Annotated in this window: 19 protein-coding genes; 17 read left to right on the forward strand and 2 right to left on the reverse strand. The window is 44.3% G+C overall.

Annotated elements, in window-relative coordinates; genetic code table 11:
* Nucleotides 1-7 precede the first annotated feature (7 nt).
* From murE to lpxC, 11 genes are all read left to right on the forward strand, one after another.
* Nucleotides 8-1486 carry a UDP-N-acetylmuramoyl-L-alanyl-D-glutamate--2,6-diaminopimelate ligase gene (murE, locus tag ACQEXU_RS04835; protein WP_427009898.1) on the forward strand — a complete coding sequence of 493 codons (1479 nt, stop codon included), beginning with the start codon at nucleotides 8-10 and terminating at the stop codon, nucleotides 1484-1486.
* Complete coding sequence (locus tag ACQEXU_RS04840) at nucleotides 1483-2841, forward strand: UDP-N-acetylmuramoyl-tripeptide--D-alanyl-D-alanine ligase (protein WP_427009899.1); 1359 nt, start codon at nucleotides 1483-1485, stop codon at nucleotides 2839-2841. The genes murE and ACQEXU_RS04840 overlap by 4 nt, the downstream gene beginning before the upstream one ends.
* Nucleotides 2838-3920, forward strand: coding sequence for a phospho-N-acetylmuramoyl-pentapeptide-transferase (mraY, locus tag ACQEXU_RS04845; protein WP_367987228.1), 1083 nt, complete (start codon nucleotides 2838-2840; stop codon nucleotides 3918-3920). The genes ACQEXU_RS04840 and mraY overlap by 4 nt, the downstream gene beginning before the upstream one ends.
* A gap of 18 nt (nucleotides 3921-3938) precedes the next feature.
* A complete protein-coding gene (murD, locus tag ACQEXU_RS04850; RefSeq protein WP_427009900.1) occupies nucleotides 3939-5255 on the forward strand; it encodes a UDP-N-acetylmuramoyl-L-alanine--D-glutamate ligase in 1317 nt (438 codons plus the stop codon).
* A 19-nt stretch (nucleotides 5256-5274) separates the two neighbouring features.
* On the forward strand, nucleotides 5275-6474 hold the full coding sequence (gene ftsW, locus ACQEXU_RS04855; RefSeq protein ID WP_367987226.1) for a cell division protein FtsW: 1200 nt from the start codon (nucleotides 5275-5277) through the stop codon (nucleotides 6472-6474).
* 7 nt (nucleotides 6475-6481) lie between these two features.
* On the forward strand, nucleotides 6482-7522 hold the full coding sequence (gene murG, locus ACQEXU_RS04860) for an undecaprenyldiphospho-muramoylpentapeptide beta-N-acetylglucosaminyltransferase (protein ID WP_427010076.1): 1041 nt from the start codon (nucleotides 6482-6484) through the stop codon (nucleotides 7520-7522).
* An 11-nt stretch (nucleotides 7523-7533) separates the two neighbouring features.
* Complete coding sequence (gene murC, locus ACQEXU_RS04865) at nucleotides 7534-8994, forward strand: UDP-N-acetylmuramate--L-alanine ligase (protein WP_367987225.1); 1461 nt, start codon at nucleotides 7534-7536, stop codon at nucleotides 8992-8994.
* A gap of 182 nt (nucleotides 8995-9176) precedes the next feature.
* A complete protein-coding gene (locus ACQEXU_RS04870) occupies nucleotides 9177-9959 on the forward strand; it encodes a cell division protein FtsQ/DivIB (protein ID WP_367987224.1) in 783 nt (260 codons plus the stop codon).
* On the forward strand, nucleotides 9952-11214 hold the full coding sequence (gene ftsA, locus ACQEXU_RS04875; RefSeq protein ID WP_367987223.1) for a cell division protein FtsA: 1263 nt from the start codon (nucleotides 9952-9954) through the stop codon (nucleotides 11212-11214). The genes ACQEXU_RS04870 and ftsA overlap by 8 nt, the downstream gene beginning before the upstream one ends.
* Before the next feature lie 30 nt (nucleotides 11215-11244).
* Complete coding sequence (gene ftsZ, locus ACQEXU_RS04880) at nucleotides 11245-12471, forward strand: cell division protein FtsZ (RefSeq protein WP_367987222.1); 1227 nt, start codon at nucleotides 11245-11247, stop codon at nucleotides 12469-12471.
* 99 nt (nucleotides 12472-12570) lie between these two features.
* A complete protein-coding gene (lpxC, locus tag ACQEXU_RS04885) occupies nucleotides 12571-13488 on the forward strand; it encodes a UDP-3-O-acyl-N-acetylglucosamine deacetylase (protein WP_427009901.1) in 918 nt (305 codons plus the stop codon).
* 43 nt (nucleotides 13489-13531) lie between these two features.
* On the opposite strand, the gene ACQEXU_RS04890 is transcribed toward lpxC, so the two are convergent.
* Entirely contained in the window at nucleotides 13532-13996 is a 465-nt protein-coding gene (locus tag ACQEXU_RS04890; RefSeq protein WP_427009902.1) for a DUF721 domain-containing protein, read from the reverse strand.
* Nucleotides 13997-14313: 317 nt separating this feature from the next.
* Between ACQEXU_RS04890 and secA the strand changes: the two genes are divergently transcribed.
* The 6 genes from secA (at nucleotide 14314) to ACQEXU_RS04920 (ending at nucleotide 24278) form a co-directional block, all read left to right on the forward strand.
* Entirely contained in the window at nucleotides 14314-17040 is a 2727-nt protein-coding gene (gene secA / locus ACQEXU_RS04895; RefSeq protein WP_427009903.1) for a preprotein translocase subunit SecA, read from the forward strand.
* Nucleotides 17041-17141: 101 nt separating this feature from the next.
* Nucleotides 17142-17540 carry an 8-oxo-dGTP diphosphatase MutT gene (gene mutT, locus ACQEXU_RS04900; protein WP_427009904.1) on the forward strand — a complete coding sequence of 133 codons (399 nt, stop codon included), beginning with the start codon at nucleotides 17142-17144 and terminating at the stop codon, nucleotides 17538-17540.
* A gap of 91 nt (nucleotides 17541-17631) precedes the next feature.
* The gene (gene dapB / locus ACQEXU_RS04905; RefSeq protein WP_427009905.1) at nucleotides 17632-18441 is read left to right on the forward strand and encodes a 4-hydroxy-tetrahydrodipicolinate reductase; all 810 of its coding nucleotides are present in this window, start codon (nucleotides 17632-17634) and stop codon (nucleotides 18439-18441) included.
* 482 nt (nucleotides 18442-18923) lie between these two features.
* Nucleotides 18924-20063 (forward strand): glutamine-hydrolyzing carbamoyl-phosphate synthase small subunit, encoded by a 1140-nt coding sequence (gene carA, locus ACQEXU_RS04910; protein ID WP_367987216.1) that lies wholly within the window; start codon nucleotides 18924-18926, stop codon nucleotides 20061-20063.
* A 17-nt stretch (nucleotides 20064-20080) separates the two neighbouring features.
* Nucleotides 20081-23311: a carbamoyl-phosphate synthase large subunit gene (gene carB, locus ACQEXU_RS04915; protein WP_427009906.1), complete on the forward strand. Its 3231-nt coding sequence runs from the start codon at nucleotides 20081-20083 to the stop codon at nucleotides 23309-23311.
* Between the two features lie 187 nt (nucleotides 23312-23498).
* A complete protein-coding gene (locus ACQEXU_RS04920) occupies nucleotides 23499-24278 on the forward strand; it encodes a TSUP family transporter (RefSeq protein WP_427009907.1) in 780 nt (259 codons plus the stop codon).
* Here the strand turns inward: ACQEXU_RS04920 and ACQEXU_RS04925 are convergent.
* Nucleotides 24208-25074 carry a LysR family transcriptional regulator gene (locus ACQEXU_RS04925; protein ID WP_427009908.1) on the reverse strand — a complete coding sequence of 289 codons (867 nt, stop codon included), beginning with the start codon at nucleotides 25072-25074 and terminating at the stop codon, nucleotides 24208-24210. The two genes, ACQEXU_RS04920 and ACQEXU_RS04925, sit on opposite strands and share 71 nt — an antisense overlap.
* Between the last annotated feature and the right edge of the window lie 39 nt (nucleotides 25075-25113).

Here is a 25113-nt window from a genome sequence, read left to right on the forward strand (position 1 = left end):
AACATTGATGTTCAAGGAATTGACACTGGCTTCACTGCTTTCAACATGGGTTGATGTCAGTAAACAGCCATACGCTGATTTAATCATTACCCATCTTGAATTAGATAGCCGAAAGGTCACGCAAGGGGATACATTTGTAGCCGTCAAAGGCCACGTTGTTGATGGTCGAAATTATATCGATGCTGCTATCTCTGCTGGGGCAAATGCCGTGATTGCTGAAGCCTGCGAGTTACAGCCGCACGGTCATATTACGGAGTTACATGGCACCCCAGTTATCTATATTCAAGAACTGAACACGCTTCTTTCAACCCTTGCCGCTAAGCGTTATCCGCTCATATCCAACCAGCTTATCGGTGTGACAGGGACAAATGGTAAAACCACCATCACTCAACTTATTGCTCAATGGCTTGAGTTGCTTCACCGCCGTGCGGCAGTAATGGGGACAACTGGAAATGGCTTTCTTAACGAGCTAAAACCTGCGGCCAATACGACAGGTAATGCTGTTGAAGTTATGCGCACACTTCACGAGCTTGAAAAGCAAGGGGCTCAGTACACGGCATTAGAGGTTTCTTCTCATGGCTTAGTTCAAGGTCGTGTAAAAGCCGTGCCGTTTAAAGTCGGAGTCTTTACTAATTTAAGCCGAGATCATTTGGATTACCATGGCACCATGGAAGATTATGCTGATGCCAAGTTTCTACTATTTAGTGAACATCATTGTCAGCATGCCGTGATCAACATTGATGACTCGATTGGTGCTAGTTGGGCTGAAAAGCTGCCAAACGTGACGGCCGTTTCTCTCACTCCTAAAGAAACAGGAATTTGGGCAACTCAAGTGCATTATAGTGATGCTGGGATTGATCTTTGTTTTGACGGCCTCTGTGGTCAAGGACAAATGCAAGTACCGCTTATTGGTGAGTTTAATGCCTGTAATGTATTGCTTGCCTTCGCAACACTACTTCAGCTTGGTTTTAGCAAACAAGCACTGACGGAGAGCGCCCCATATCTAAAACCTGTTTTAGGACGCATGGAGCTTTTCCAAACAAAAGAGAAAGCCAAAGTCGTTGTTGATTATGCTCATACCCCGGACGCATTAGAAAAAGCGTTGATGGCGTTGCGCGTGCATTGCCAAGGAAAGCTTTGGACTATCTTTGGTTGTGGTGGTGATCGTGATACCGGTAAGCGGCCTATGATGGCGGAAATTGCAGAACGTCTCGGTGATGAAGTTATTCTTACGGATGACAACCCTCGCAGTGAATCTCCACAAGCCATTATTCAAGATATGCTTTCAGGGTTGCGTGAGCCAGAGCGAGCAACCGTTGAGCATGGTCGCTATGACGCATTACGCTTCGCGCTAGCACATGCGAGTGCTGAAGACATCATCTTGTTAGCTGGAAAAGGGCACGAGGATTATCAAGTTATGGCGCATGAAACGATCCACTATTCAGATCGTGAATCGGCACAACAACTGTTGGGGTTAGGTCAATGATTTCTCTTCAATTAAGCGAAATTGCAAAGGTCGTGGATGGTGAGCTTGTTGGTGATGACCAGAAGATCATTGCTGTTTCAACAGACACGCGCACGATTGCCGCTGGCGCATTATTTGTTGCTCTGAAAGGTGAACGCTTTGACGCGCACGATTTTGCCATTCAAGCCGTTGAGGCACATGCAAGTGCCTTGTTAGTGGAAAGAGCTTTACCCTTCACAACATCGCAGGTTGTCGTGGCAGATAGCAAGTTGGCATTAGGGCAGTTAGCTGCATACGTACATAGCCAATGTAATACGCCAACCGTTGCGATAACAGGTAGTTGCGGTAAAACAACCGTAAAAGAAATGGTTGCTAGTATTATGGCGGCAAAAGGCCAAGTTCTTTTTACTGCTGGAAATTTCAATAATGATATTGGTGTGCCGTTAACGCTTTTACGTTCTGCTCCTGAAGATGAATATGCAGTTATTGAACTAGGGGCAAACCACATCGGAGAAATTGCTTACACCACTCAATTAGTTAAACCGGATGTCGCATTGGTCAATAATGTGGCGGCAGCACATTTGGAAGGATTTGGGTCAATCGATGGCGTTAAGCAAGCAAAAGGTGAAATCTACCAAGGTTTGAAAGCTGGCGCAGTGGCGATCGTCAATTTAGATAGTCAAGGCGGCGAACACTGGTGTTCAGTGTTAGCGGATAAGACAGTTAAAACCTTTTCCTCAACCAATAATACAGCGGATTTTTACGCTAGCCACATTGTGTTAAATGAGATTGGAGAGGCCAATTTCACGATGCATACTCCTGAGGGGGATACCAATATTCAGCTCAGTATTGTTGGTCAGCATAATGTTGCTAATGCCTTAGCTGCAGCGGCTCTTGCTCTTGAGTTGGGAGCGACGCTTCCTATGATCCAACATGGCCTTGCGAATCTTGTGAAAGTGAAAGGTCGAGTGGAAGTTGAACAGCTTAAGTCGAATATTAAACTGATTGATGATAGCTATAACGCGAGCGTTCCGGCTATGAAGGCCGCAGTTGATCTACTCGCGGGTTTTAAAGGCTCTCGCTGGCTTATTCTCGGAAATATGGCAGAGTTGGGTGAGGAAAGTCTTGCACTTCACCGTCAAGTCGGAGAACATGCAGCCCCATTTAATTTTGAGTATGTCTTGACCTTCGGCGAGGATGCGAAAGCAATTAGCACGGAATGTCACGGCATGCATTTTTCTACTCACGACAGCATGATTGATTATATAAAGCAGCAGTTAAAACCAGGGATTGAGCCCAATACTTTATTAGTGAAAGGTGCAAATAGTGCCGGTATGAGTAAAGTTGCTGCTGCTTTGAAGGAGATGTATTCATGATCATTTGGCTTGCAGAGCTGCTACAGCCATACTTTTCTTTTTTTCGCTTATTCGAATACTTGTCTTTTCGAGCGATAGTCAGTGTCTTGACGGCTTTGGGACTTTCTCTTTGGATGGGGCCTCGTCTAATAAAGCGTCTGCAAATGCTACAAATCGGTCAGGTTGTACGTAACGAAGGCCCTGAATCGCATTTTAGCAAACGAGGCACGCCGACGATGGGAGGGATCATGATCCTCGCATCGATCATTATTACCATATTGCTTTGGACAGATTTATCCAACCCTTATGTGTGGGCTGTTCTGTTTGTCCTCACTGGTTACGGTGCCGTTGGCTTTGTGGACGACTACCGTAAAGTCGTGCGTAAAAACACAGATGGCTTGATTGCTCGATGGAAATATTTTTGGCAGTCAGCGATCGCGCTCGTTGTAGCCTTTGCTTTGTACGCGCATGGTAAAGATACATCTGCAACGCAGTTAGTGGTTCCATTCTTTAAAGAAGTGATGCCTCAACTTGGATTGATGTATATCGTTCTGACTTACTTTGTGATCGTCGGTACCAGTAACGCAGTTAACCTTACGGATGGCCTTGATGGGCTGGCGATTATGCCAACAGTGCTGGTTTCTGCAGGTTTTGCAGGAATCGCATGGGCAACGGGTAACGTGAACTTCGCGGAATATTTGCATATTCCTTATGTGCCTTATGCTTCAGAGCTGGTGGTGGTGTGTACCGCTATTGTGGGGGCAGGACTTGGCTTCCTTTGGTTTAATACATACCCAGCGCAAGTTTTCATGGGGGATGTCGGCTCACTTGCCCTTGGTGGTGCACTAGGTACCATTGCAGTGCTTGTTCGTCAGGAGTTTGTTTTGGTGATCATGGGCGGTGTATTTGTAATGGAAACCTTATCGGTTATTTTACAAGTCGGCTCATATAAGCTGCGCGGTCAACGAATTTTCCGTATGGCACCTATCCACCACCACTATGAATTAAAAGGTTGGCCTGAACCACGTGTTATCGTTCGATTCTGGATCATATCAATCGTTTTGGTATTGGTTGGCTTAGCTACCTTAAAAGTTCGCTAAGGTAAAGAGATAACAGGCATGGAACATTGGCGTAATATAAATAAGGTTGTTGTTGTAGGGCTCGGTATTACCGGGCTCTCTGTCGTTAAGCATTTAACAAAATTACCGCACAGTTTATCAATTAAAGTAATTGATACTCGCCCGCAGCCGCCAGGCGCAGAACAATTGCCGACCGAGGTAGAACTGCACAGCGGTGGGTGGAAGCAGGAATGGTTGCAACAAGCTGATCTAATTGTTGCGAACCCCGGTATTGCTCTCGCTACTCCTGAGATTCAACGTGCTATCCAAGCTGGTATTCCAGTGATTGGAGATATTGAGCTTTTTGCATGGGCTGTTGATAAACCTGTTATTGCGATTACCGGTTCGAATGGAAAGAGTACGGTGACGGACCTGACCGGAGTCGCGGCCAAAGCGGCTGGTTTGAGCGTTGGTGTTGGTGGAAATATTGGTGTTCCTGCATTGGATTTACTGGAGCAATCAGCCGATCTGTATGTGCTTGAGTTATCTAGTTTTCAGCTTGAAACAACGTCGAGCCTGAAATTGAAAGCAGCCGCTTTTCTTAATCTTTCAGAAGATCATATGGACCGATATGATGGCATGGAAGACTACCGTCAAGCCAAACTAAGAATTTTTGAACATGCTGAGTGCTGCATTGTTAACCAAGCTGATCAAGCAACTTATCCTGATGATAAAAGACCGGTGATTTCGTTTGGTTTAACCACGAGTGCTGACTTTGGGGTTAAGGAAATTGAAGGTGTGGAATATCTTTGCGATCATGACTCGCCTGTCCTTACCTCGGACGCTTTGAGTCTTGTTGGGCGCCACAATGTCGCTAATGCTTTGGTTGTGTTAGCGCTACTTCGCCAAGCTGGTGTGGATTATCGCAAAGGTTTGGATGCATTGAAATCTTACAACGGTTTGACACATCGTTGCCAAGTGGTTGCGGATAATCGCGGTATAAAATGGGTAAATGATTCTAAAGCGACGAATGTAGCAAGTACATTGGCAGCACTTTCTGGCTTGCGTTGTTCCGGCAAGTTGTATTTGTTGGTTGGTGGTGATGGTAAAGGTGCAGATTTTTCTGAGCTTGCTCCTGTGTTAGCTGAGTTAGATGTAGAGCTTTGCTGTTTTGGTCGTGATGGTGAGCGTTTTATGCCTTTGCATTCATCTGCGAAGCAATTTAAAACGATGGAACAAGTCATCAAAGCTATTTCATCGGAGCTAAAGCCTAGTGATATTGTGATGCTTTCACCAGCATGCGCTAGCTTCGATCAGTTTGCCAACTTTATGGCTCGAGGGGATGCATTTACCCAACTGGCCCAACACTATGCGTAACCGATAAGAATACAGAAATATGCAGATTCACAATTCCATCTCTGGTGTAAAAGGATGGTTTACACGCCCAGCTCCTCAAGCATTATTTGATCGCCAGTTAGTCTGGATATCACTTGGTTTGATGCTAACTGGTCTCGTCATGGTGACATCTGCTTCATTTCCTATTAGTTCACGTTTGACGGACCAACCATTTCACTTCATGTTCCGCCACGCTATCTTTTTAGTTTTAGCAATTTCTACGTCAGCCATCATCATGCAGGTGCCAATGAAACGCTGGATGCAATACAGTTCAGCACTGCTTGTTGTGTCTGTTGGGCTTTTGGTTGTCGTACTTGTTGCGGGTAAATCTGTTAACGGTGCATCACGTTGGATCCCACTTGGCTTATTCAACCTGCAACCAGCAGAGGTCGCTAAGCTTTCATTATTTATTTTTATGTCCGGTTATTTAGTACGTAAAAATGATGAAGTTCGTGCTACCTTTTTTGGTGGTTTCATTAAACCCATCATGGTATTCGGTACACTAGCCAGCTTACTTTTGCTTCAGCCGGATTTAGGTACAGTGATCGTAATGCTTGTTACCCTGTTTGGAATGCTGTTCATTGCAGGGGCAAAGCTCACTCAGTTTCTTGCTTTAATGGTGGTCGGTATCGCAGCCGTTGTTGGCCTTATCTTAATTGAGCCCTATCGGATGCGCCGAGTCACTTCATTTTTGGACCCATGGGAAGATCCATTTGGCAGCGGCTACCAGTTAACACAATCATTAATGGCTTTTGGTCGTGGGGAATGGTTAGGCCAAGGTTTAGGTAACTCCGTTCAAAAATTGGAATATCTGCCTGAAGCGCATACCGACTTCGTCTTTGCTGTACTAGCTGAAGAGCTGGGCTTTATTGGTGTTGTGCTGGTCCTTATTTTAATTTTCAGCCTAGTGCTAAAGGCGATTGCAATTGGTCGAAAGGCTTTTGAGCATCAACAGCTTTTTGGTGGCTACCTAGCGTTTGGTATTGGTATTTGGTTTGCCTTCCAAACCTTAGTAAATGTGGGGGCAGCAGCCGGTATCGTACCTACAAAAGGCTTAACATTGCCTTTGATCAGTTATGGTGGCTCGAGCTTAATTATTATGTCGGTTGCTGTTTCGATATTACTGAGAATCGATCATGAGTGTCGTATAGCCGACTCTAAGAAAGAATTACAAACTATAGATACAGATGACAAACAGTAAAAAATTAATGGTAATGGCTGGTGGTACGGGAGGACATGTTTTTCCTGGCTTAGCTGTAGCCAAAAAGTTACAAAAACAAGGGTGGCAAATTCGCTGGCTGGGTACAGCGGATCGTATGGAAGCTCAACTCGTCCCTCAACATGGTATTGACATAGATTTCATCCAAGTCAAAGGCCTAAGAGGAATGGGGATGATCAGACTTTTAAAAGCACCGTTTCAGATCATCAACGCGGTATTGCAGGCCCGTAAACATCTTAAAAACTATCAGCCCGATGCAGTGTTAGGTATGGGGGGGTACGTCAGTGGTCCCGGGGGAATTGCTGCTTGGACCTTAGGTATTCCGGTTGTACTGCATGAACAAAACGCGGTTGCTGGCCTTACAAATCAGTGGTTAGCGAAAATTGCTAAGCGTGTTTTTCAAGCATTTCCTGGGGCGTTTACCGATGCAGAGGTCGTCGGTAACCCAGTAAGAGAAGATGTCGTTGCTATATCTGACCCAACGGTTCGTATGTCTGACAGAAATGGGGCGATTCGCATTTTGGTGATGGGGGGAAGCCAAGGCGCTCAAATCCTTAACCGAACGCTGCCAGAAGTTGCTGCATTACTTGGTGAAAACTATCAAATTCGTCATCAAGCAGGAAAAAATAACCAAAATGAAGTCGAGCAGGCTTACCATAATGCTGGGTTTGAGCATGCAGAGGTAACAGAGTTCATTAATGATGTTGCAGAAGCCTATCACTGGGCTGATCTATTGGTTTGTCGCTCGGGGGCGCTAACTGTATCGGAAACGTCGGCAGCTGGAGTTGGTTCCATTTTTATTCCATTCATGCACAAAGATAGGCAGCAAGCACTAAATGCTGATCACCTAGTAGAATGTGGCGCCGCAAAAATGATAGAGCAACCAGAGCTAACGGTCGACAAACTGGCCAATCAAATTAAGAACCTTACACGTGACGAATTGCTAGAGATGGCAATTAAAGCTCGAGCTGCTGCAAAACTGAACGCTGACGACGTCGTGGCTGACGCCATCGTAGCGCTGACCAAATAACGAGAAATTTTATGACTGTTCAACATACTCAAAATCTTGCTCAAATTCGCGCGATGGTGCCAGAAATGCGTCGTGTTAAATGCATTCACTTTATTGGCATCGGCGGTGCTGGTATGAGTGGTATTGCCGAGGTTTTATTAAATGAAGGATATCAGATCACAGGTTCTGATATCGCGGAAAATGCCGTCACAGAGCGTTTAGTCAGCAAAGGTGCACAAGTTTTCATTGGTCATCAGGCTGAAAATGTTGAACGTGCGAGCGTTGTTGTTGTTTCTACTGCTATTAATGAAGAGAACCCGGAAATTATGGCAGCGCGAGAAGCACGTATTCCCGTTGTGCGCCGAGCTGAGATGTTAGCTGAGTTGATGCGTTTCCGTCATGGTATTGCCGTTGCAGGTACACATGGCAAAACGACGACAACAGCGTTAGTGACTCAGATTTACTCTGAAGCAGGATTAGATCCTACCTTTGTTAATGGTGGTTTAGTTAAAAGTGCGGGTACCAATGCTCGTTTAGGTTCTAGCCGCATTTTGATTGCGGAAGCCGATGAGAGTGATGCGTCATTCTTACATTTACAACCTATGGTCAGCATCGTAACGAATATCGAAGCCGATCATATGGATACTTATGGCGGTGATTTTGAAACGTTAAAACAAACGTTTGTTGATTTTCTACATAACTTGCCTTTCTACGGTCAGGCGATTGTTTGTATTGATGATGAGGTTGTTCGTAACCTAATCCCACGTATTAGTCGTCAAGTCATTACCTACGGTTTCTCCGATGATGCAGATGTTCGTATTGAGAATTATCGTCAAGAGGGTCAGCAAGGTAAGTTTACAGTTGTCCGTGAAGGTAAAGCGAATTTAGATATTACGCTTAACATACCTGGTCGCCATAATGCATTGAATGCCTCTGCAGCAATTGCTGTCGCGACTGAGGATGATATTAGTGATGAAGCTATCCTTGCAGCAATGGCAGGAACTCAGGGAACTGGACGCCGATTTGATCATTTAGGTGAATTTGAAACAGGTCGTGGGCAAGCCATGTTAGTGGATGATTATGGTCATCATCCTACAGAGGTGGATGTGACAATTCATGCAGCCAGAAGTGGTTGGGAAGATAAACGCTTGGTTATGATCTTCCAGCCTCATCGATACAGTCGAACGCGTGATTTGTACGATGATTTTGCCAATGTACTTGAGCAAGTCGATGTACTTATCATGCTTGATGTTTACGCTGCTGGTGAGGCACCTATTGCCGGAGCTGATGGTCGAGCGTTATGTCGGACTATTCGCAGTAGAGGAAAGCTAGACCCAATTTTTGTACCAGACAGCAAGTCGCTTCCTGCAGTTCTGGCAAATGTTTTACAAGATGGTGACTTAGTGCTAACCCAAGGAGCAGGGGATGTTGGCAAAGTAGCGAAGCAGCTTGCCGCATTCGAATTGAACATCGATGCCATGCTAGATGCATAACGCAAGTGTGAGAACTCTGATTTTTGACTAATTTATTGTGTTTAAATGATGATTTCTCACTTTCAATGTTTGATACTTTCCTTGACCCCAGTATAATCCGAAGGTTGAAATAAGTGCATTTGCCTCTATTAAGAAAAGAAATAGGGATGAGAATTGCGAGCAATTAGCAAGGACAACGGACTTTGATTCAATCTGTACTTAATGAAAGCCGTCGTTTACGCAATACACCACTAGTAAAGCAACATGCTGTTGGCGGAAGCTTTTTATTGGTGGTTTTGTTGTTGGTTGGCTCCATTCTTTACTCAACACTATCGTGGATGTGGGATGATCAGCGTCTCCCTTTATCTAAGATAGTGCTTCAGGGGAATTTGGAATATGTAACTGCGTTAGATGTCCAGCGGGCATTTGCACGGTTAGAACACGTTGGCACCTTTATGTCTCAAGATATTAATGTGCTTCAAACAACGGTTCAGTCCATTCCTTGGGTCGCCCATGCTTCTATTCGAAAACAGTGGCCAGATACAATTAAAATCTTTCTTACCGAGTACCACGCCGAAGCAATTTGGAACGGTAACTCGATGTTAAACGAGAAAGGCGTTGTATTTGATGGTGACATTGGCCAACTAGAGGGAGACAGGGTTAAATTGTATGGCCCTGAAGGTACAAGTCATAACGTGATGACGGTATGGCGAGAACTCATACCTAAATTTGGCGCACTGAATCTTAAAATTACGTCGTTGGTTTTAAACGAGCGGCGAGCTTGGCAAATTATATTGGATAACGGTATTCGTCTTGAATTAGGCAAAGAGTCTCTAGATGAAAGAATCGAACGATTTGTCGAGCTATATAGAAAACTAGGTAGTGATACTGAAAAGATAAGCTACATAGACCTCAGATATGATACAGGGGCGGCAGTAGGCTGGTTCCCTAAAGAAGAATTAGAACAAGAGAAATCAGATGACTAAGACCGCAGATGACAACATTATTGTTGGTCTTGATATAGGCACTGCCACCGTATCTGCTCTGGTAGGTGAAGTCCTACCAGATGGTCAAATTAATATTATTGGTGCTGGTACGAGCCCATCTCGAGGCATGGATAAAGGTGGCGTAAATGACCTAGAATCGGTTGTAAAATCGGTTCAACGTGCCGTTGATCAAGCGGAGCTAATGGCTGAGTGCCGTATTAGTAACGTATTTCTTTCATTATCCGGTCGCCATATTGCGAGCCGCATAGAGAAAGGTATGGGAACTGTCTCTGATGAAGAAGTGTCTCAGGACGATATGGATCGTGCAATTCACACCGCAAAGTCTATCAAAATTGGTGATGAACAGCGCATTCTGCACGTAATTCCTCAGGAATTTACCATTGACTACCAAGAAGGGATTAAAAATCCGCTAGGTTTATCAGGAGTACGCATGGAAGTCAGCGTACACCTCATTTCTTGTCATAATGATATGGCAAGAAACATTATTAAGGCTGTAGAGCGTTGCGGTCTTAAAGTAGAACAACTTGTTTATTCTGGGTTAGCTGCAAGTAATGCAGTGATAACAGAGGATGAACGTGAGTTAGGCGTTTGTGTTGTAGATATCGGTGCAGGTACCATGGATGTAGCGATTTGGACTGGTGGAGCTCTACGTCACACAGAAGTTTTTTCATACGCCGGAAATGCCGTTACCAGTGACATTGCCTTCGCTTTTGGTACACCAGTAAGTGATGCTGAAGAAATTAAAGTGAAGTACGGATGTGCACTGAGTGAATTGGTGAGCAAGGATGATACGGTTAATGTACCTAGTGTTGGTGGAAGACCATCACGAAGTTTACAACGTCAGACACTGTCAGAAGTGATCGAGCCACGTTACACTGAACTTATGGGACTTGTTAACCAAACTATCGATTCTGTTCAAGAAAAGTTGCGGGAAGATGGAATCAAACATCACCTTGCAGCAGGGGTTGTACTCACAGGTGGTGCGTCTCAAATTGAAGGATTGGTAGAATGTGCGGAACGTGTTTTCCGCAACCAGGTTAGAGTTGGTAAACCTTTAGAGGTAAGCGGCTTAACCGATTATGTTAAAGAGCCGTATCATTCTACGGCAGTTGGTTTGCTTCATTACGCAAAAGACAGTCAAGTTAATGACGATACCGAATATAACGAACCAAAGCGTCAGTCTATGTCGAGTTTTTTTGGTCGTTTGCGTAACTGGATTCAAAAAGAGTTTTAACCTGAGCAGCAGGAAAAACGGAGATAACACATGTTTGAACCGATGATGGAAATGTCTGACGATGCGGTAATTAAAGTCGTTGGAGTTGGTGGCGGTGGTGGTAACGCCGTTGAGCACATGGTACGTGAATCCATTGAAGGCGTGGAGTTCATCAGCATTAATACTGATGCACAAGCACTTCGTAAGACTAGCGTTAACACAGTTATTCAAATTGGTGGCGATATCACCAAAGGTTTGGGTGCAGGTGCAAACCCACAAGTTGGCCGTGATGCTGCTCTAGAAGATAGAGATAGAATTAAAGAAGTTCTAACTGGTGCCGATATGGTATTTATCGCAGCTGGTATGGGCGGTGGTACTGGTACTGGAGCTGCTCCTGTCATTGCAGAAGTTGCTAAGGAACTTGGTGTTTTGACGGTGGCTGTTGTGACTAAGCCATTTAGCTTTGAAGGTAAAAAGCGTTTAGCTTTTGCTGAACAAGGAATTGAAGAGCTGTCTAAACATGTAGACTCTCTAATTACTATTCCTAACGAAAAGCTTTTGAAGGTGCTAGGTCGCGGAATTACCTTACTAGAAGCTTTTGCTAGCGCGAATGACGTACTTAAAAATGCAGTGCAAGGTATTGCAGAGCTAATCACACGCCCTGGCATGATCAACGTCGACTTTGCTGACGTAAGAACAGTGATGTCAGAAATGGGCCATGCGATGATGGGAAGTGGGGTTGCTAAAGGTGAAGACCGTGCGGAAGAAGCTGCTGAAATGGCAATTTCTAGCCCACTTCTAGAAGATATCGATCTTGCAGGAGCTCGTGGTGTTCTTGTGAATATTACAGCTGGTCTAGATATGCGCTTAGATGAGTTTGAAACTGTAGGTAATACGGTGAAAGCATTCGCATCTGACAATGCTACAGTGGTTATCGGTACTTCTCTAGATCCTGATATGGCGGATGAAATCCGCGTAACAGTTGTTGCTACAGGCATTGGTAATGAGCGTAAACCAGATATTACTTTGGTGGCGGGCGGAAAAGCAAAAGTAGCACCAGCTGCTCAGCCTGCACAAACGCAAACACCGATTCCGCAAGCTGCACAAGTAAAAGTGGAAGAGAAACCGGCACAACCTTTGCAGGAAAAACCACAAGTGACGACGCAACCTTCTTCTCCGGCTACAGGTACAGCGACTAATCAAAATGCTGCACCGAAGCAAGAAAAAGAGAGCGGTTATTTGGATATTCCCGCATTTTTACGTCGTCAAGCAGACTGATATTTCGCCATAATTTGACACTGTTCAAAATTATGATACGATTCTCGGTCGGTAAGTATTACCGACCGTAATTTGTAGCGTTTACAAAGAGGCAAGTAGATGATCAGACAACGTACTCTGAAAGAAATAGTGAAAACGACTGGTGTGGGACTCCACTCTGGGCGTAAAGTGACACTAACTCTTCGCCCTGCTGCTGCAAACACCGGTATCGTTTATCGTCGTACCGACGTAAATCCGCCAGTCGATTTTCCGGCAGACCCTCAATCTGTGCGTGATACGATGCTTTGTACAGCACTCGTGAATGATGAAGGAATCCGTATCTCTACTGTAGAGCACTTAAATGCAGCTCTAGCTGGTATGGGTATCGACAATGCCGTGATTGAAGTAGATGCTCCAGAAATCCCAATCATGGATGGCAGTGCTAGTCCGTTTGTTTTCTTACTGCAACAAGCAGGTATTGAAGAGCAAAATGCAGCTAAGCGCTTTATTCGAATTAAAAAGCCAGTTCGTTTTGAAGATGGTGATAAATGGGCTGAGTTTGTGCCATTCAACGGTTTTAGAATGGATTTCGAAATTGAGTTTAATCACCCAGCGATTGATTGTGACGAACAACATTTGCGATTTGACTTCTCATCTCAAGGATTTATCAAAGATATCTCTCGAGCAAGAACGTTTGGCTTTATGCGCGATATTGAATATTTACAATCACAAAACCTATGTTTAGGTGGTAGCTTTGATTGTGCAATTGTTCTTGATGACTACCGAATTCTAAATGAAGAAGGCTTACGCTTTGAGAATGAGTTTGTGACTCATAAAGTGCTTGATGCAATCGGTGATTTATACATGTGTGGTCACCCAATTATCGGTGAATTCCGCGCGTATAAATCGGGTCACGGCTTGAATAACCAATTACTTCGAGCGGTATTAGCGGACCAAGAAGCTTGGGAGTGGACGACGTTTGAAGAAGAAGCAGGTTCACCAGTTGCTTTTGCTGACCCTAGTATGGTGTTGTCATAACGATAAGTTTGATAAAGAAAACCAGGCATAGCGCCTGGTTTTTTTATTGATTTTTTTTCTTGGCTAAATCGGCCAATCTTTCAAGTCGCTTTTTTACCCGAGGTGAAGCGGAATCAGCAATTAAGCGTAAGTAGCCCGCCGCATTTTCTGAAATAGGTTCCCTAGACTTTGTTTTCTCTTTCTTGTTTGGATATTGCTCTTGTTTGTAGAGTTCAGGGTTTATCCGGATATCGATTGCGATCAGTTTAGAAAATCCCTTCATTCTTAGCTGATTTAATAACTGCATTCTTTCATAATTAAGTTTCATTTTTAGTGCAGCACTAGCAACCTCAATAATGAGTTGCCCATCACGAATATTTGCCGCTCGGCAATGTTTCTCCGTCCCACGTGGCAATAATTCATTTAACAGTAGATTGATTGCTAGAATCTCTTCAGCATGCTGTTGCAGCTTGGCAAATTGAGAGCCTGAAACAATATCATTCCCTAAAGTTGGGCGGTGATCTCTCATATATAAACCCATCTTGAAACATACCCACATTGTAGTCCAAGTTATAGGCTCGTAATAGCGTTGTATTTGTATAAAATTGAGGCTAGAAGCGAGAAAAAAGTAAAAGTGGTTCAAACAAATACGTTTGCTATTGGTTGTTTGAAAGAAAATTCCTTAAACTAACGGCCACCTTTAAACATTTGCCCTTGAAAATAACAGTTTTCATCACAATATCTGTGGTAAGTGATTTATCTCAGTATTCTTAGTTTAAAACTGGTAGAGACTGAAGGCATAGAAGTAGATCGTAAGCGATCTGAGTAAAGAGAGATTCATAGCAAATGATAACTAAGCTACTGACAAAGGTAATTGGCAGTCGCAACGACCGAACATTGCGCCGTCTAAGAAAAATCGTTAAAGAAATTAATAATTATGAGCCGACGTTTGAAGCGTTGTCCGATGAAGAGTTAAAAGCGAAAACAGTTGAGTTTCGTCAACGTTTAGAGCAAGGCGAATCACTAGATAAGCTACTTCCTGAAGCTTTTGCTACAGTACGTGAAGCCTCTAAGCGTGTATATGGTATGCGCCATTTCGACGTTCAGCTTATTGGTGGTATGGTGCTAAATGCTGGCCAGATTGCCGAGATGCGTACTGGTGAAGGTAAAACGCTCACCGCGACATTGCCGGCATATCTGAACGCACTGCCAGGTAAAGGTGTGCACGTTGTTACTGTGAATGATTACTTAGCAAAGCGTGACGCCGAGACAAACCGCCCACTATTTGAATTCCTTGGGATGACGGTTGGCGTAAACGTGCCAAATATGCCGCCGGTAGAGAAAAAAGAAGCGTATCAAGCCGACATTTTATACGGTACCAATAACGAATTTGGTTTCGATTATCTACGTGACAACATGGCTTTCCGTGCTGAAGATCGTGTTCAACGTGAACGCTTCTTTGCTGTAGTCGATGAAGTGGACTCAATCTTAATCGATGAAGCGCGTACACCTCTTATTATTTCTGGTCCAGCAGAAGACAGTTCAGAACTTTATACGCGCATTAATACTTTAATTCCTCACCTTGAAAGACAAGATCAGGAAGACTCAGAAGAGTACCGTGGCGATGGTCACTACACTGTGGATGAGAAGTCGAAGCAAGTTCACTTGACTGAAACAGGTCAAGAATTTGTTGAAGAGCTGTTGATCAAAAATGGTCTGATGGAAGAGGGTGACACCCTATACTCACCAACGAATATCAGCTTATTACATCATGTGAATGCTGCTCTTCGTGCTCACGTTTTGTTTGAAAAGAACGTTGACTACATTGTTACCGAAGAAGGTGAAGTTGTCATCGTAGATGAGCACACAGGTCGTACAATGCCGGGTCGTCGTTGGTCTGAAGGTCTTCATCAAGCCGTTGAAGCGAAAGAAGGCGTTAAGATCCAAAACGAAAACCAAACGCTTGCATCTATCACGTTCCAAAACTACTTCCGTCTCTACGAAAAACTGTCTGGTATGACAGGTACCGCAGACACTGAAGCATTTGAATTCCAGTCAATTTATGGTCTTGAGACGGTTGTTATCCCAACCAATAAACCAATGATCCGTAATGATATGCCAGATGTGGTTTACCGCACTGAAGCAGAGAAATTCAATGCGATTATTGAAGACATCAAAGAACGTGTCGAAAAAGGCCAACCATCGCTAGTCGGTACGGTTTCTATCGAGAAATCTGAACTACTATCGAATGCTTTGAAGAAAGCGAAGATTAAGCACAACGTTCTTAATGCTAAGTTCCACGAACGCGAAGCTGAAATTGTTGCTGAAGCGGGTACGCCAGGTGCTGTCACGATTGCAACCAACATGGCTGGTCGTGGTACCGATATTGTATTAGGCGGTAGCTGGCAAGCAAAAGTTGAAGCACTACAAGAGCCAACTCAAGAGCAGATTGATGCCATAAAAGCTGAATGGAAAATTGTTCACGATAAGGTCCTTGAAGCGGGTGGTCTGCACATTATTGGTACAGAGCGTCATGAATCTCGTCGTATTGATAATCAGCTTCGTGGCCGTTCGGGTCGTCAAGGTGATGCGGGTTCATCTCGTTTCTATCTCTCAATGGAAGACTCACTACTACGTATCTTCACGTCAGATCGCATGGCAAGCTTGATTCAGAGCGGTATGGATGAAGGTGAAGCCATCGAGTCTAAGATGCTGTCACGCTCTATCGAAAAAGCCCAACGTAAAGTTGAAGGACGTAACTTTGATATCCGTAAGCAGTTGCTTGAATACGATGACGTAGCAAATGATCAACGTAAAGTAGTTTATGAACTACGTGATGAGCTAATGGTTGTTGATGATATTAGCGACATGATCGAGCAAAACCGTGAAGACGTTCTTTCGTCGATTATTGATGAATACATTCCACCACAATCTTTGGAAGAAATGTGGGACGTGGAAGGTCTACAGGATCGATTGAAGAATGACTTTGATCTTGAAGCTCCAGTGAAACAATGGCTTGAAGAAGATGACAAGCTATATGAAGAAGCGTTACGCGAGAAGATCATTAACCTAGCGGTTGAAGTGTATAAAACTAAGGAAGAAGTGGTTGGCGCGCAAGTGCTACGAAACTTTGAAAAGTCCGTTATGCTTCAAACACTAGATACATTGTGGAAAGAACACCTTGCTGCGATGGACCATCTTCGTCAAGGGATCCATCTACGTGGTTATGCTCAAAAGAACCCTAAACAAGAGTACAAGCGTGAGTCATTTGAACTATTTGAAGGCTTGTTAGAGTCATTGAAATTTGACGTTATCACTATCTTGTCGAAGGTTCGTGTTCAGCAGCAAGAAGAAGTAGAGCGAATGGAAGAACAGCGTCGAGCTCAGGCTGAAGAAGCTGCTCGTCGTGCGAAAGCTCAACACGCTTCTGCTGAAAACCAATTGGCTGATGGTGAATCAGAAGATACCGCTCATCAACCAATGGTTCGTGACGAACGAAAAGTAGGCCGCAATGAACCATGCCCATGTGGTAGTGGTAAGAAATACAAACAATGTCATGGTCAAATTAACTAGCACACGATAGCAACGTGTTTGTTAACCGTTGTTGCGGTGTATTACAACGAAGAGTCGCTTAGGCGACTCTTTTTTTAAGTCAAATTCAGAAGGAATCTACGATGAAACGTATTCATATCGTAGCGGCAATCATTTTTAACCAAGATAAGTCGCAAGTGTTTATTACCAAGCGCCCAGATGATAAACATCAAGGTGGCTTCTGGGAGTTTCCAGGCGGAAAAGTGGAAGACAATGAATCGATAGAACAAGCGATGATCCGAGAGCTTGAGGAAGAAATTGGCATTGTGACTACCGAGCAACAGCGATTTGAACATTTGGAATTTGATTATCCAGATAAGTCCCTTAAGTTTGATTTCATTACTGTGACTCAGTTTGACGGAGAGCCTTACGGACGAGAAGGTCAACAAGGTGAGTGGGTTGCTGTTTCTCAGCTGCCTAACTATTCGTTCCCTGAAGCCAATATCTCTATTCTTCAACGAGTAGTAAAAGAGTTTTCTTAAGCTTACTTACTCCCACTAGCCAGACACAATGAATGCTGTTAGTTTTATTGAGTAAAATACAGAACAAATATTTGAAAACGGAGAAAGTGCAATGGTACGTATTGCAATTGCAGGAGCAGCGGGTCGTATGGGCCGTAACCTAGTCAAAGCGACACATTTAAATGAACATGCTCAAGTTGGAGCTGGTTCAGAGCGTCCGGAATCATCGTTGGTTGGTGTTGATGTGGGTGAATTGTGCGGTGAAGGTAAGTTTGATGTCGTATTGACTGATGATCTGGCAAAAGACATCAATAGCTTTGATGTCATTATTGATTTCACTGCGCCAGTAAGTACGTTAGCGAACCTCGAACTTTGCAAACAGCATGGTAAAAGCATTGTAATTGGTACGACGGGCTTTACCGAGCAAGAACGAGAGCAAATTGATCATGCGTCAAGAGAAGTGCCTGTCGTTATGGCTCCTAACTACTCTGTTGGTGTTAACCTAGTTTTCAAACTTCTTGAAAAAGCAGCAAAAGTCATGGGTGACTACTGTGACATCGAGATTGTCGAAGCACACCATCGTCATAAGGTTGATGCTCCTTCTGGTACGGCGATTGGTATGGGAGAAGCCATTGCTGGTGCAATGGGGAACAAGCTAAGTGATGTAGCGGTATATGCACGTGAAGGCATTACCGGTGAACGTACAAAAGATGAAATTGGTTTTGCGACAATTCGTGCGGGTGACATTGTTGGTGAGCACACGGCGATGTTCGTTGATATCGGTGAGCGAGTGGAAGTGACGCACAAGGCGACAGACCGGATGACTTTTGCAAACGGTGCGGTGAAAGCGGCAGTGTGGTTAAAAGAGAAGCCCGCAGGTTTTTATACGATGACTGATGTTCTTAACTTAAATGAGCTATAAATAAATAATTATGCGCTGGACTTGTCCGGCGCTTTTTATTCCTTCCAAATTTATTCCGTATAGCCAACTGATATCCTTCCTGCTAATTTTTTGGTTTTTGCTTGTAATTTTGCCTGTCTTGCTTTGTTTTTTGTCTGTAAGCCTCAAAAGTTGTATTTGTTTTTTTGAGTATAACGTTTGCGCGCTTTTTGAGAAGAAAAGTGTGATCTCAGATTGGCTTGAAAATATGGATTTCATAAATTTGTACCGATAAATCCAAAGTCGCATCAATAAAGTTGTTTTTTTAAGTGCTTGAGTTGCTTTTGTTGCTAATGGCTATAAAAAATGAATTTATTTTTTTGGTCTCTGTTGACACAAATCACAACTCTAATTAGAATACCGCCAATTTGTCTAAAATACCTAAAATCGCTTTTTTATGGCGCAAAGGAAGGCAAATTTGCAGTTTAATTTATTATTTTTGCATTTTTATTCCGGAGGTTGTCTTGAGTAAATCAGCACTGTTAGTCCTAGAAGATGGGACAGTGTTCCGCGGTGTTTCCATTGGAGCAGATGGTTCATCCGTTGGTGAAGTCGTTTTTAATACCTCGATGACGGGGTACCAAGAAATCCTCACTGATCCTTCCTATTCCCAGCAAATCGTTACTCTTACTTATCCTCACATTGGCAATACCGGAACCAATTCCGAAGACGAAGAATCCTCTTCAATCCACGCTCAAGGCCTTGTGATTCGCGATCTCCCTCTTATCGCTTCTAACTTCCGTAACGAACAGTCCCTTTCTGATTACCTTAAGTCGCAAAACATCGTCGGCATTGCAGATATTGATACTCGTAAGCTAACTCGTATCTTGCGCGAAAAAGGTGCTCAGAACGGTTGCATCGTAGCTGGTAACAACCTAGACGAAGCTTTGGCTCTAGCGAAAGCAAAAGAATTCCCTGGTTTGAAAGGAATGGATCTTGCGAAAGAGGTTACAACAAAAGAAGCGTATCAATGGAAGCAAGGTTCGTGGACGCTTGAGAGTGGACTTCCAGAGGCGCAAGACGACAGCGAGTTGCCATATCACGTTGTTGCCTATGACTTCGGGGCAAAACGCAACATCCTGCGCATGTTGGTTGACCGAGGCTGCCGCTTAACGGTTGTTCCTGCTGAGACTTCAGCAGAAGAAGTGTTGGCTCTAAACCCAGATGGCGTTTTCCTGTCAAACGGCCCTGGTGACCCAGAACCATGTACTTACGCGATTGAAGCGACAAAAGTATTCCTAGAAAAAGGTCTACCAATCTTCGGTATCTGCCTTGGCCATCAAATCCTAGCGTTAGCATCGGGTGCACAAACTGTGAAAATGAAGTTTGGTCACCACGGCGCAAACCACCCAGTTAAAGATTTGGACCGTAATGTTGTGATGATCACTTCTCAAAACCACGGTTTTGCAGCCGATGAAGCAACACTACCTGAAAATCTACGTGCTACTCACGTATCGCTATTTGACGGCTCTCTACAAGGTATCCACCGTACTGATAAGCCAGCATTTAGCTTCCAAGGTCACCCAGAAGCGAGCCCAGGTCCACACGACGCAGCACCGCTATTTGACCACTTTATCGAACTAATTAAACAACACAGCGCTTAATTTCGGAGTAGTAGATAATGCCAAAACGTACTGACATTCAAAGTATTCTTATTCTTGGTGCTGGTCCGATTGTTATCGGTCAAGCATGTGAGTTTGACTACTCTGGCGCACAAGCGTGTAAAGCACTGCGTGAAGAAGGTTACCGAGTTATCCTAGTAAACTCAAACCCTGCGACAATCATGACTGATCCAGACATGGCGGATGCAACTTACATTGAACCAATTCAGTGGGAAGTTGTTCGTAAGATCATCGAAAAAGAGCGTCCAGATGCAGTTCTACCAACGATGGGTGGTCAGACAGCGCTTAACTGTGCTCTAGATCTAGAGAAATACGGCGTACTAGAAGAATTCGGCGTAGAAATGATCGGTGCAACTGCTGACGCTATCGATAAAGCTGAAGACCGTTCTCGTTTCGATAAGGCAATGAAGTCTATCGGCTTAGAGTGTCCACGTGCGGATACTGCCAAAACCATGGAAGAAGCTTATGGCGTTCTCGATATGGTTGGCTTCCCATGTATCATCCGTCCATCTTTCACAATGGGTGGTACTGGCGGTGGTATTGCATATAACAAAGAAGAGTTCGAAGAGATTTGTCGTCGCGGTCTCGATCTGTCGCCAACCAATGAGCTTCTAATCGATGAGTCATTGATCGGTTGGAAAGAGTACGAAATGGAAGTGGTTCGTGACAAAGCGGACAACTGTATCATCGTATGTTCTATCGAAAACTTCGACCCGATGGGCATCCACACCGGTGACTCAATCACAGTAGCTCCAGCTCAGACTCTGACAGATAAAGAGTATCAGTTGATGCGTAATGCATCGCTAGCGGTACTGCGTGAAATCGGTGTTGAAACGGGTGGCTCAAACGTTCAGTTTGGTATCAACCCGAAAGATGGCCGTATGGTTATCATCGAGATGAACCCGCGTGTATCTCGTTCTTCTGCTCTAGCATCTAAAGCAACGGGTTTCCCTATTGCGAAGATTGCAGCAAAATTGGCAGTAGGCTTCACGCTAGACGAACTACAAAACGACATCACTGGCGGCGCAACTCCTGCCTCATTTGAACCTACTATCGATTACGTAGTTACTAAGATTCCTCGCTTTAACTTCGAGAAATTTGCCGGTGCGAACGACCGTTTGACTACCCAGATGAAATCAGTGGGTGAGGTAATGGCGATTGGCCGTAACCAACAAGAGTCACTACAAAAAGCACTTCGTGGTCTAGAAGTTGGCGCTAATGGTTTTGACGAAATGGTTGACCTAGACGCACCAGATGCACTGACAAAGATTCGTCATGAGCTAAAAGAAGCGGGTGCAGAGCGTATTTGGTACATCGCAGATGCATTCCGTGCTGGTATGTCAGTAGACGGTGTATTTAACCTAACGGCAATCGACCGTTGGTTCCTTGTTCAAATTGAAGAGCTGGTTAATCTAGAAAACCAAGTCAAAGCTGGTGGTTTTGCAGGCTTAACGGAAGATGTTTTACGCAAGATGAAGCGTAAAGGCTTCTCTGATGCGCGTCTGTCTACGTTATTGGGTGTCTCTGAAAATGAGATTCGTCGTCTGCGTGACCAGTACGATATCCACCCAGTTTACAAGCGTGTTGATACATGTGCGGCTGAGTTCTCTTCTGACACTGCTTATATGTACTCATCTTACGATGACGAATGTGAAGCACAGCCTACAGATAAAGACAAAATCATGGTTCTAGGCGGTGGTCCTAACCGTATCGGTCAAGGTATTGAGTTTGATTACTGCTGTGTACACGCTTCATTAGCGCTACGTGAAGATGGTTACGAAACTATCATGGTTAACTGTAACCCTGAGACCGTTTCTACCGACTACGATACTTCAGACCGTCTGTACTTCGAGCCTGTTACTCTAGAAGATGTTCTTTCTATTGTTCGTGTTGAGAAGCCAAAAGGCGTTATCGTTCAGTACGGTGGTCAAACGCCATTGAAACTGGCTCGCGCTCTAGAAGCGGCTGGTGTACCAATTATCGGTACTAGCCCTGATGCTATCGACCGTGCAGAAGACCGTGAGCGTTTCCAAGTTGCTGTTGACCGTCTAGGTCTACTACAGCCAGAAAATGCAACAGTTACGACACTTGAGCAAGCTGTTGAGAAATCACGTGAAATCGGCTTCCCACTTGTAGTACGTCCTTCTTACGTATTGGGTGGCCGTGCGATGGAAATCGTATACGACGAGCAAGATCTTCGTCGCTACTTTAATGAAGCAGTGAGCGTATCGAACGAGTCGCCAGTGCTTCTAGATAGCTTCCTTGATGATGCGGTAGAAGTAGATATCGATGCTATCTGTGACGGTGAGCGCGTGGTTATTGGTGGAATTATGGAGCACATTGAGCAGGCGGGTGTTCACTCAGGTGACTCAGCATGTTCACTGCCTGCTTATACACTAAGCCAAGAGATCCAAGATGTCATGCGTGAACAAGTTGAGAAGCTAGCATTTGAGCTTGGTGTACGTGGCCTAATGAACACTCAGTTCGCGGTTAAAAACGATAAGGTTTACCTAATCGAAGTTAACCCACGTGCTGCACGTACGGTTCCATTCGTATCGAAAGCAACGGGTGCGCCTCTAGCGAAAATCGCAGCACGTGTCATGGCTGGGCAATCTTTAGAGTCGCAAGGCTTTACTAAAGAGATCATTCCACCTTACTACTCAGTGAAAGAAGTTGTACTACCGTTCAACAAATTCCCAGGTGTTGACCCACTGTTAGGCCCAGAAATGCGCTCTACTGGTGAGGTAATGGGTGTGGGTGCAACGTTTGCTGAAGCATACGCGAAAGCAGAACTTGGTTGTGGCAAAGTCTACCCTGAAGGTGGCCGTGCACTACTCTCTGTTCGTGAAGGTGATAAGCAGCGCGTTGTTGACCTAGCATCTAAGCTAACGAAGCTTGGTTACCAGCTAGACGCAACGCACGGTACCGCAGTTATCCTAGGTGAAGCGGGTATCAACCCACGTCTAGTAAACAAAGTACACGAAGGCCGTCCACACATTCTTGACCGCATCAAGAACAATGAGTACACCTACATCGTGAATACGGCAGCAGGTCGCCAGGCGATTGAAGACTCTAAAGTTCTACGTCGCGGCGCACTAGCAGAGAAAGTGAACTACACAACAACGCTAAACGCAGCGTTTGCAACCTGTATGTCTCACACTGCTGATGCTTGTGCTTCAGTGACTTCAGTGCAAGAGCTGCACGCGAAAGTTGCTGAGAACGAAGCTTAATAAAAATCAATAGGCTCGCAAGAGAGCCTATATGACAACCTCATTGCCCGCTCATTTGAGCGGGCTTTTTTATGCTAATTTTTATTGATGAAAATTAGGAATAGGTTGTAATCGAAGCTTTCGCTAACTACTGCGCTTTAGGCAATGATAGTTTGTTATTTCTACTGGGTTGTTGATTGGTTAAAAAATGGAATTCTCTTTCGAAATTCTTACCCTTTTATTTTTGGTAGCGACAGGCGCAGGTTTTATTGATGCAATGGCGGGTGGTGGTGGTCTTTTGACTTTACCTGCGCTGCTTGCCGTAGGAGTACCGCCGACACAAGCACTAGCTACCAATAAACTGCAAAGCTCATTTGGTAGTTTTTCAGCCAGTTGGTATTTCGTGCGCAATGGCATTGTCAATATCAAGGAAATGCGCTTAGCAATTGTTTGCACTTTTGTCGGTTCTGCTATTGGCGCTGAGGTGGTGCAGTATATTGATGCAGGTGTATTAACTAGCCTTATTCCACTGTTATTGGTGGCGATCTCACTCTACTTTTTATTGATGCCAAAAACTCAAGAGCAATCTGGTAAGGCCAAAATCTCAGAAGCCATGTTTGCTTTTTGTGTCGGTGGTGGCGTTGGTTTTTATGATGGCTTTTTTGGTCCTGGAACTGGTTCGATCTTTACCGTTTGTTTTGTCGCTCTTGGCCACTTCTCTCTTGTCGACGCTACAGCGCGCACTAAGGTGCTGAATTTTACCTCCAATATCGCGGCGCTGATGTTTTTTATTCTCGCGGGGTTACCTATATGGGAAATTGGATTAGTAATGGCTATCGGAGGTTTTTTAGGAGCGAGGCTCGGCGCAAAGGTTGTGATAAGCAAAGGGCAGCAATGGATTCGACCACTTGTGATTACTATGTCGATGCTAATGGCGTTAAAGCTACTTTGGGAACAGCATCAGCAATGGTTTCTATCAGTGCTTTAACCCTCTCATTTCGATAAGAGTTTGCGCGCAAGCAAATGTTAATAGGCCTATAGAGAGGCTTGAGTTGCCTGAAATCTTGATATAAATGCCGCTGAATGTTGAGAGTTTTGATCACTGAAAGTGGCACTAGCGCAGGAGCAACGTCAGCCAGTGCTAATTGGGCTGCTGCGGTATAAGAGTCCATCTCCATAATTGGCGAGATGCCAAGTTGATTCAGTACACTCAGTTGGTAAGTATTGGCAGGGTTTTGTAAGTCGTTCGTAATGATGTGATCAGGTAAGGTGGTTAAAGGGGATGCGCTAACCACATAAAATGGCTCATCAATAAGGTGAAATGTCATCAAGCCATGATGAGGTGGCAAGTAACCCGCACATACGCCAATGGTGGCTTTTCCTGACTGCACATGTTCAATAATTCTAGGTGTGTGATTGGTTGTCAGGCTAATGTGTTGATCCAGCTTAAAACAGTTGCCGAGTGCAGGAGCGAGATAGCCTGCAACCAATGTTTCTGAGCAGTCTAATTTAATGACGGTATTTTCACAGGCAGCTTGCTGTTCATAGATTTGCCCTCTGAGCTCATTGAAGGTCGGGGCAATATTAGCAATTAAATTTTCTGCATCCTGCGTGAGTTTGATATGTCGGCCATGTGGGACAATCAGTTTCTTCCCGATTTTCTTCTCTAGATTTGCTATCCGTTTACTTACGGCGGATTGGCTAATATAGAGTAAGCTACCAGTACGACTCATGGTTTTAGCTTTACTTAATACCAATAATGTTTCAATGCCTTCTAGTAACATAATAATGATGAAAATCGGGAATCATTTGTTAACTTTAAC

The sequence above is a fragment of the Vibrio sp. TRT 21S02 genome (genome assembly GCF_050113675.1).
Classification (GTDB): Bacteria; Pseudomonadota; Gammaproteobacteria; order Enterobacterales; family Vibrionaceae; genus Vibrio.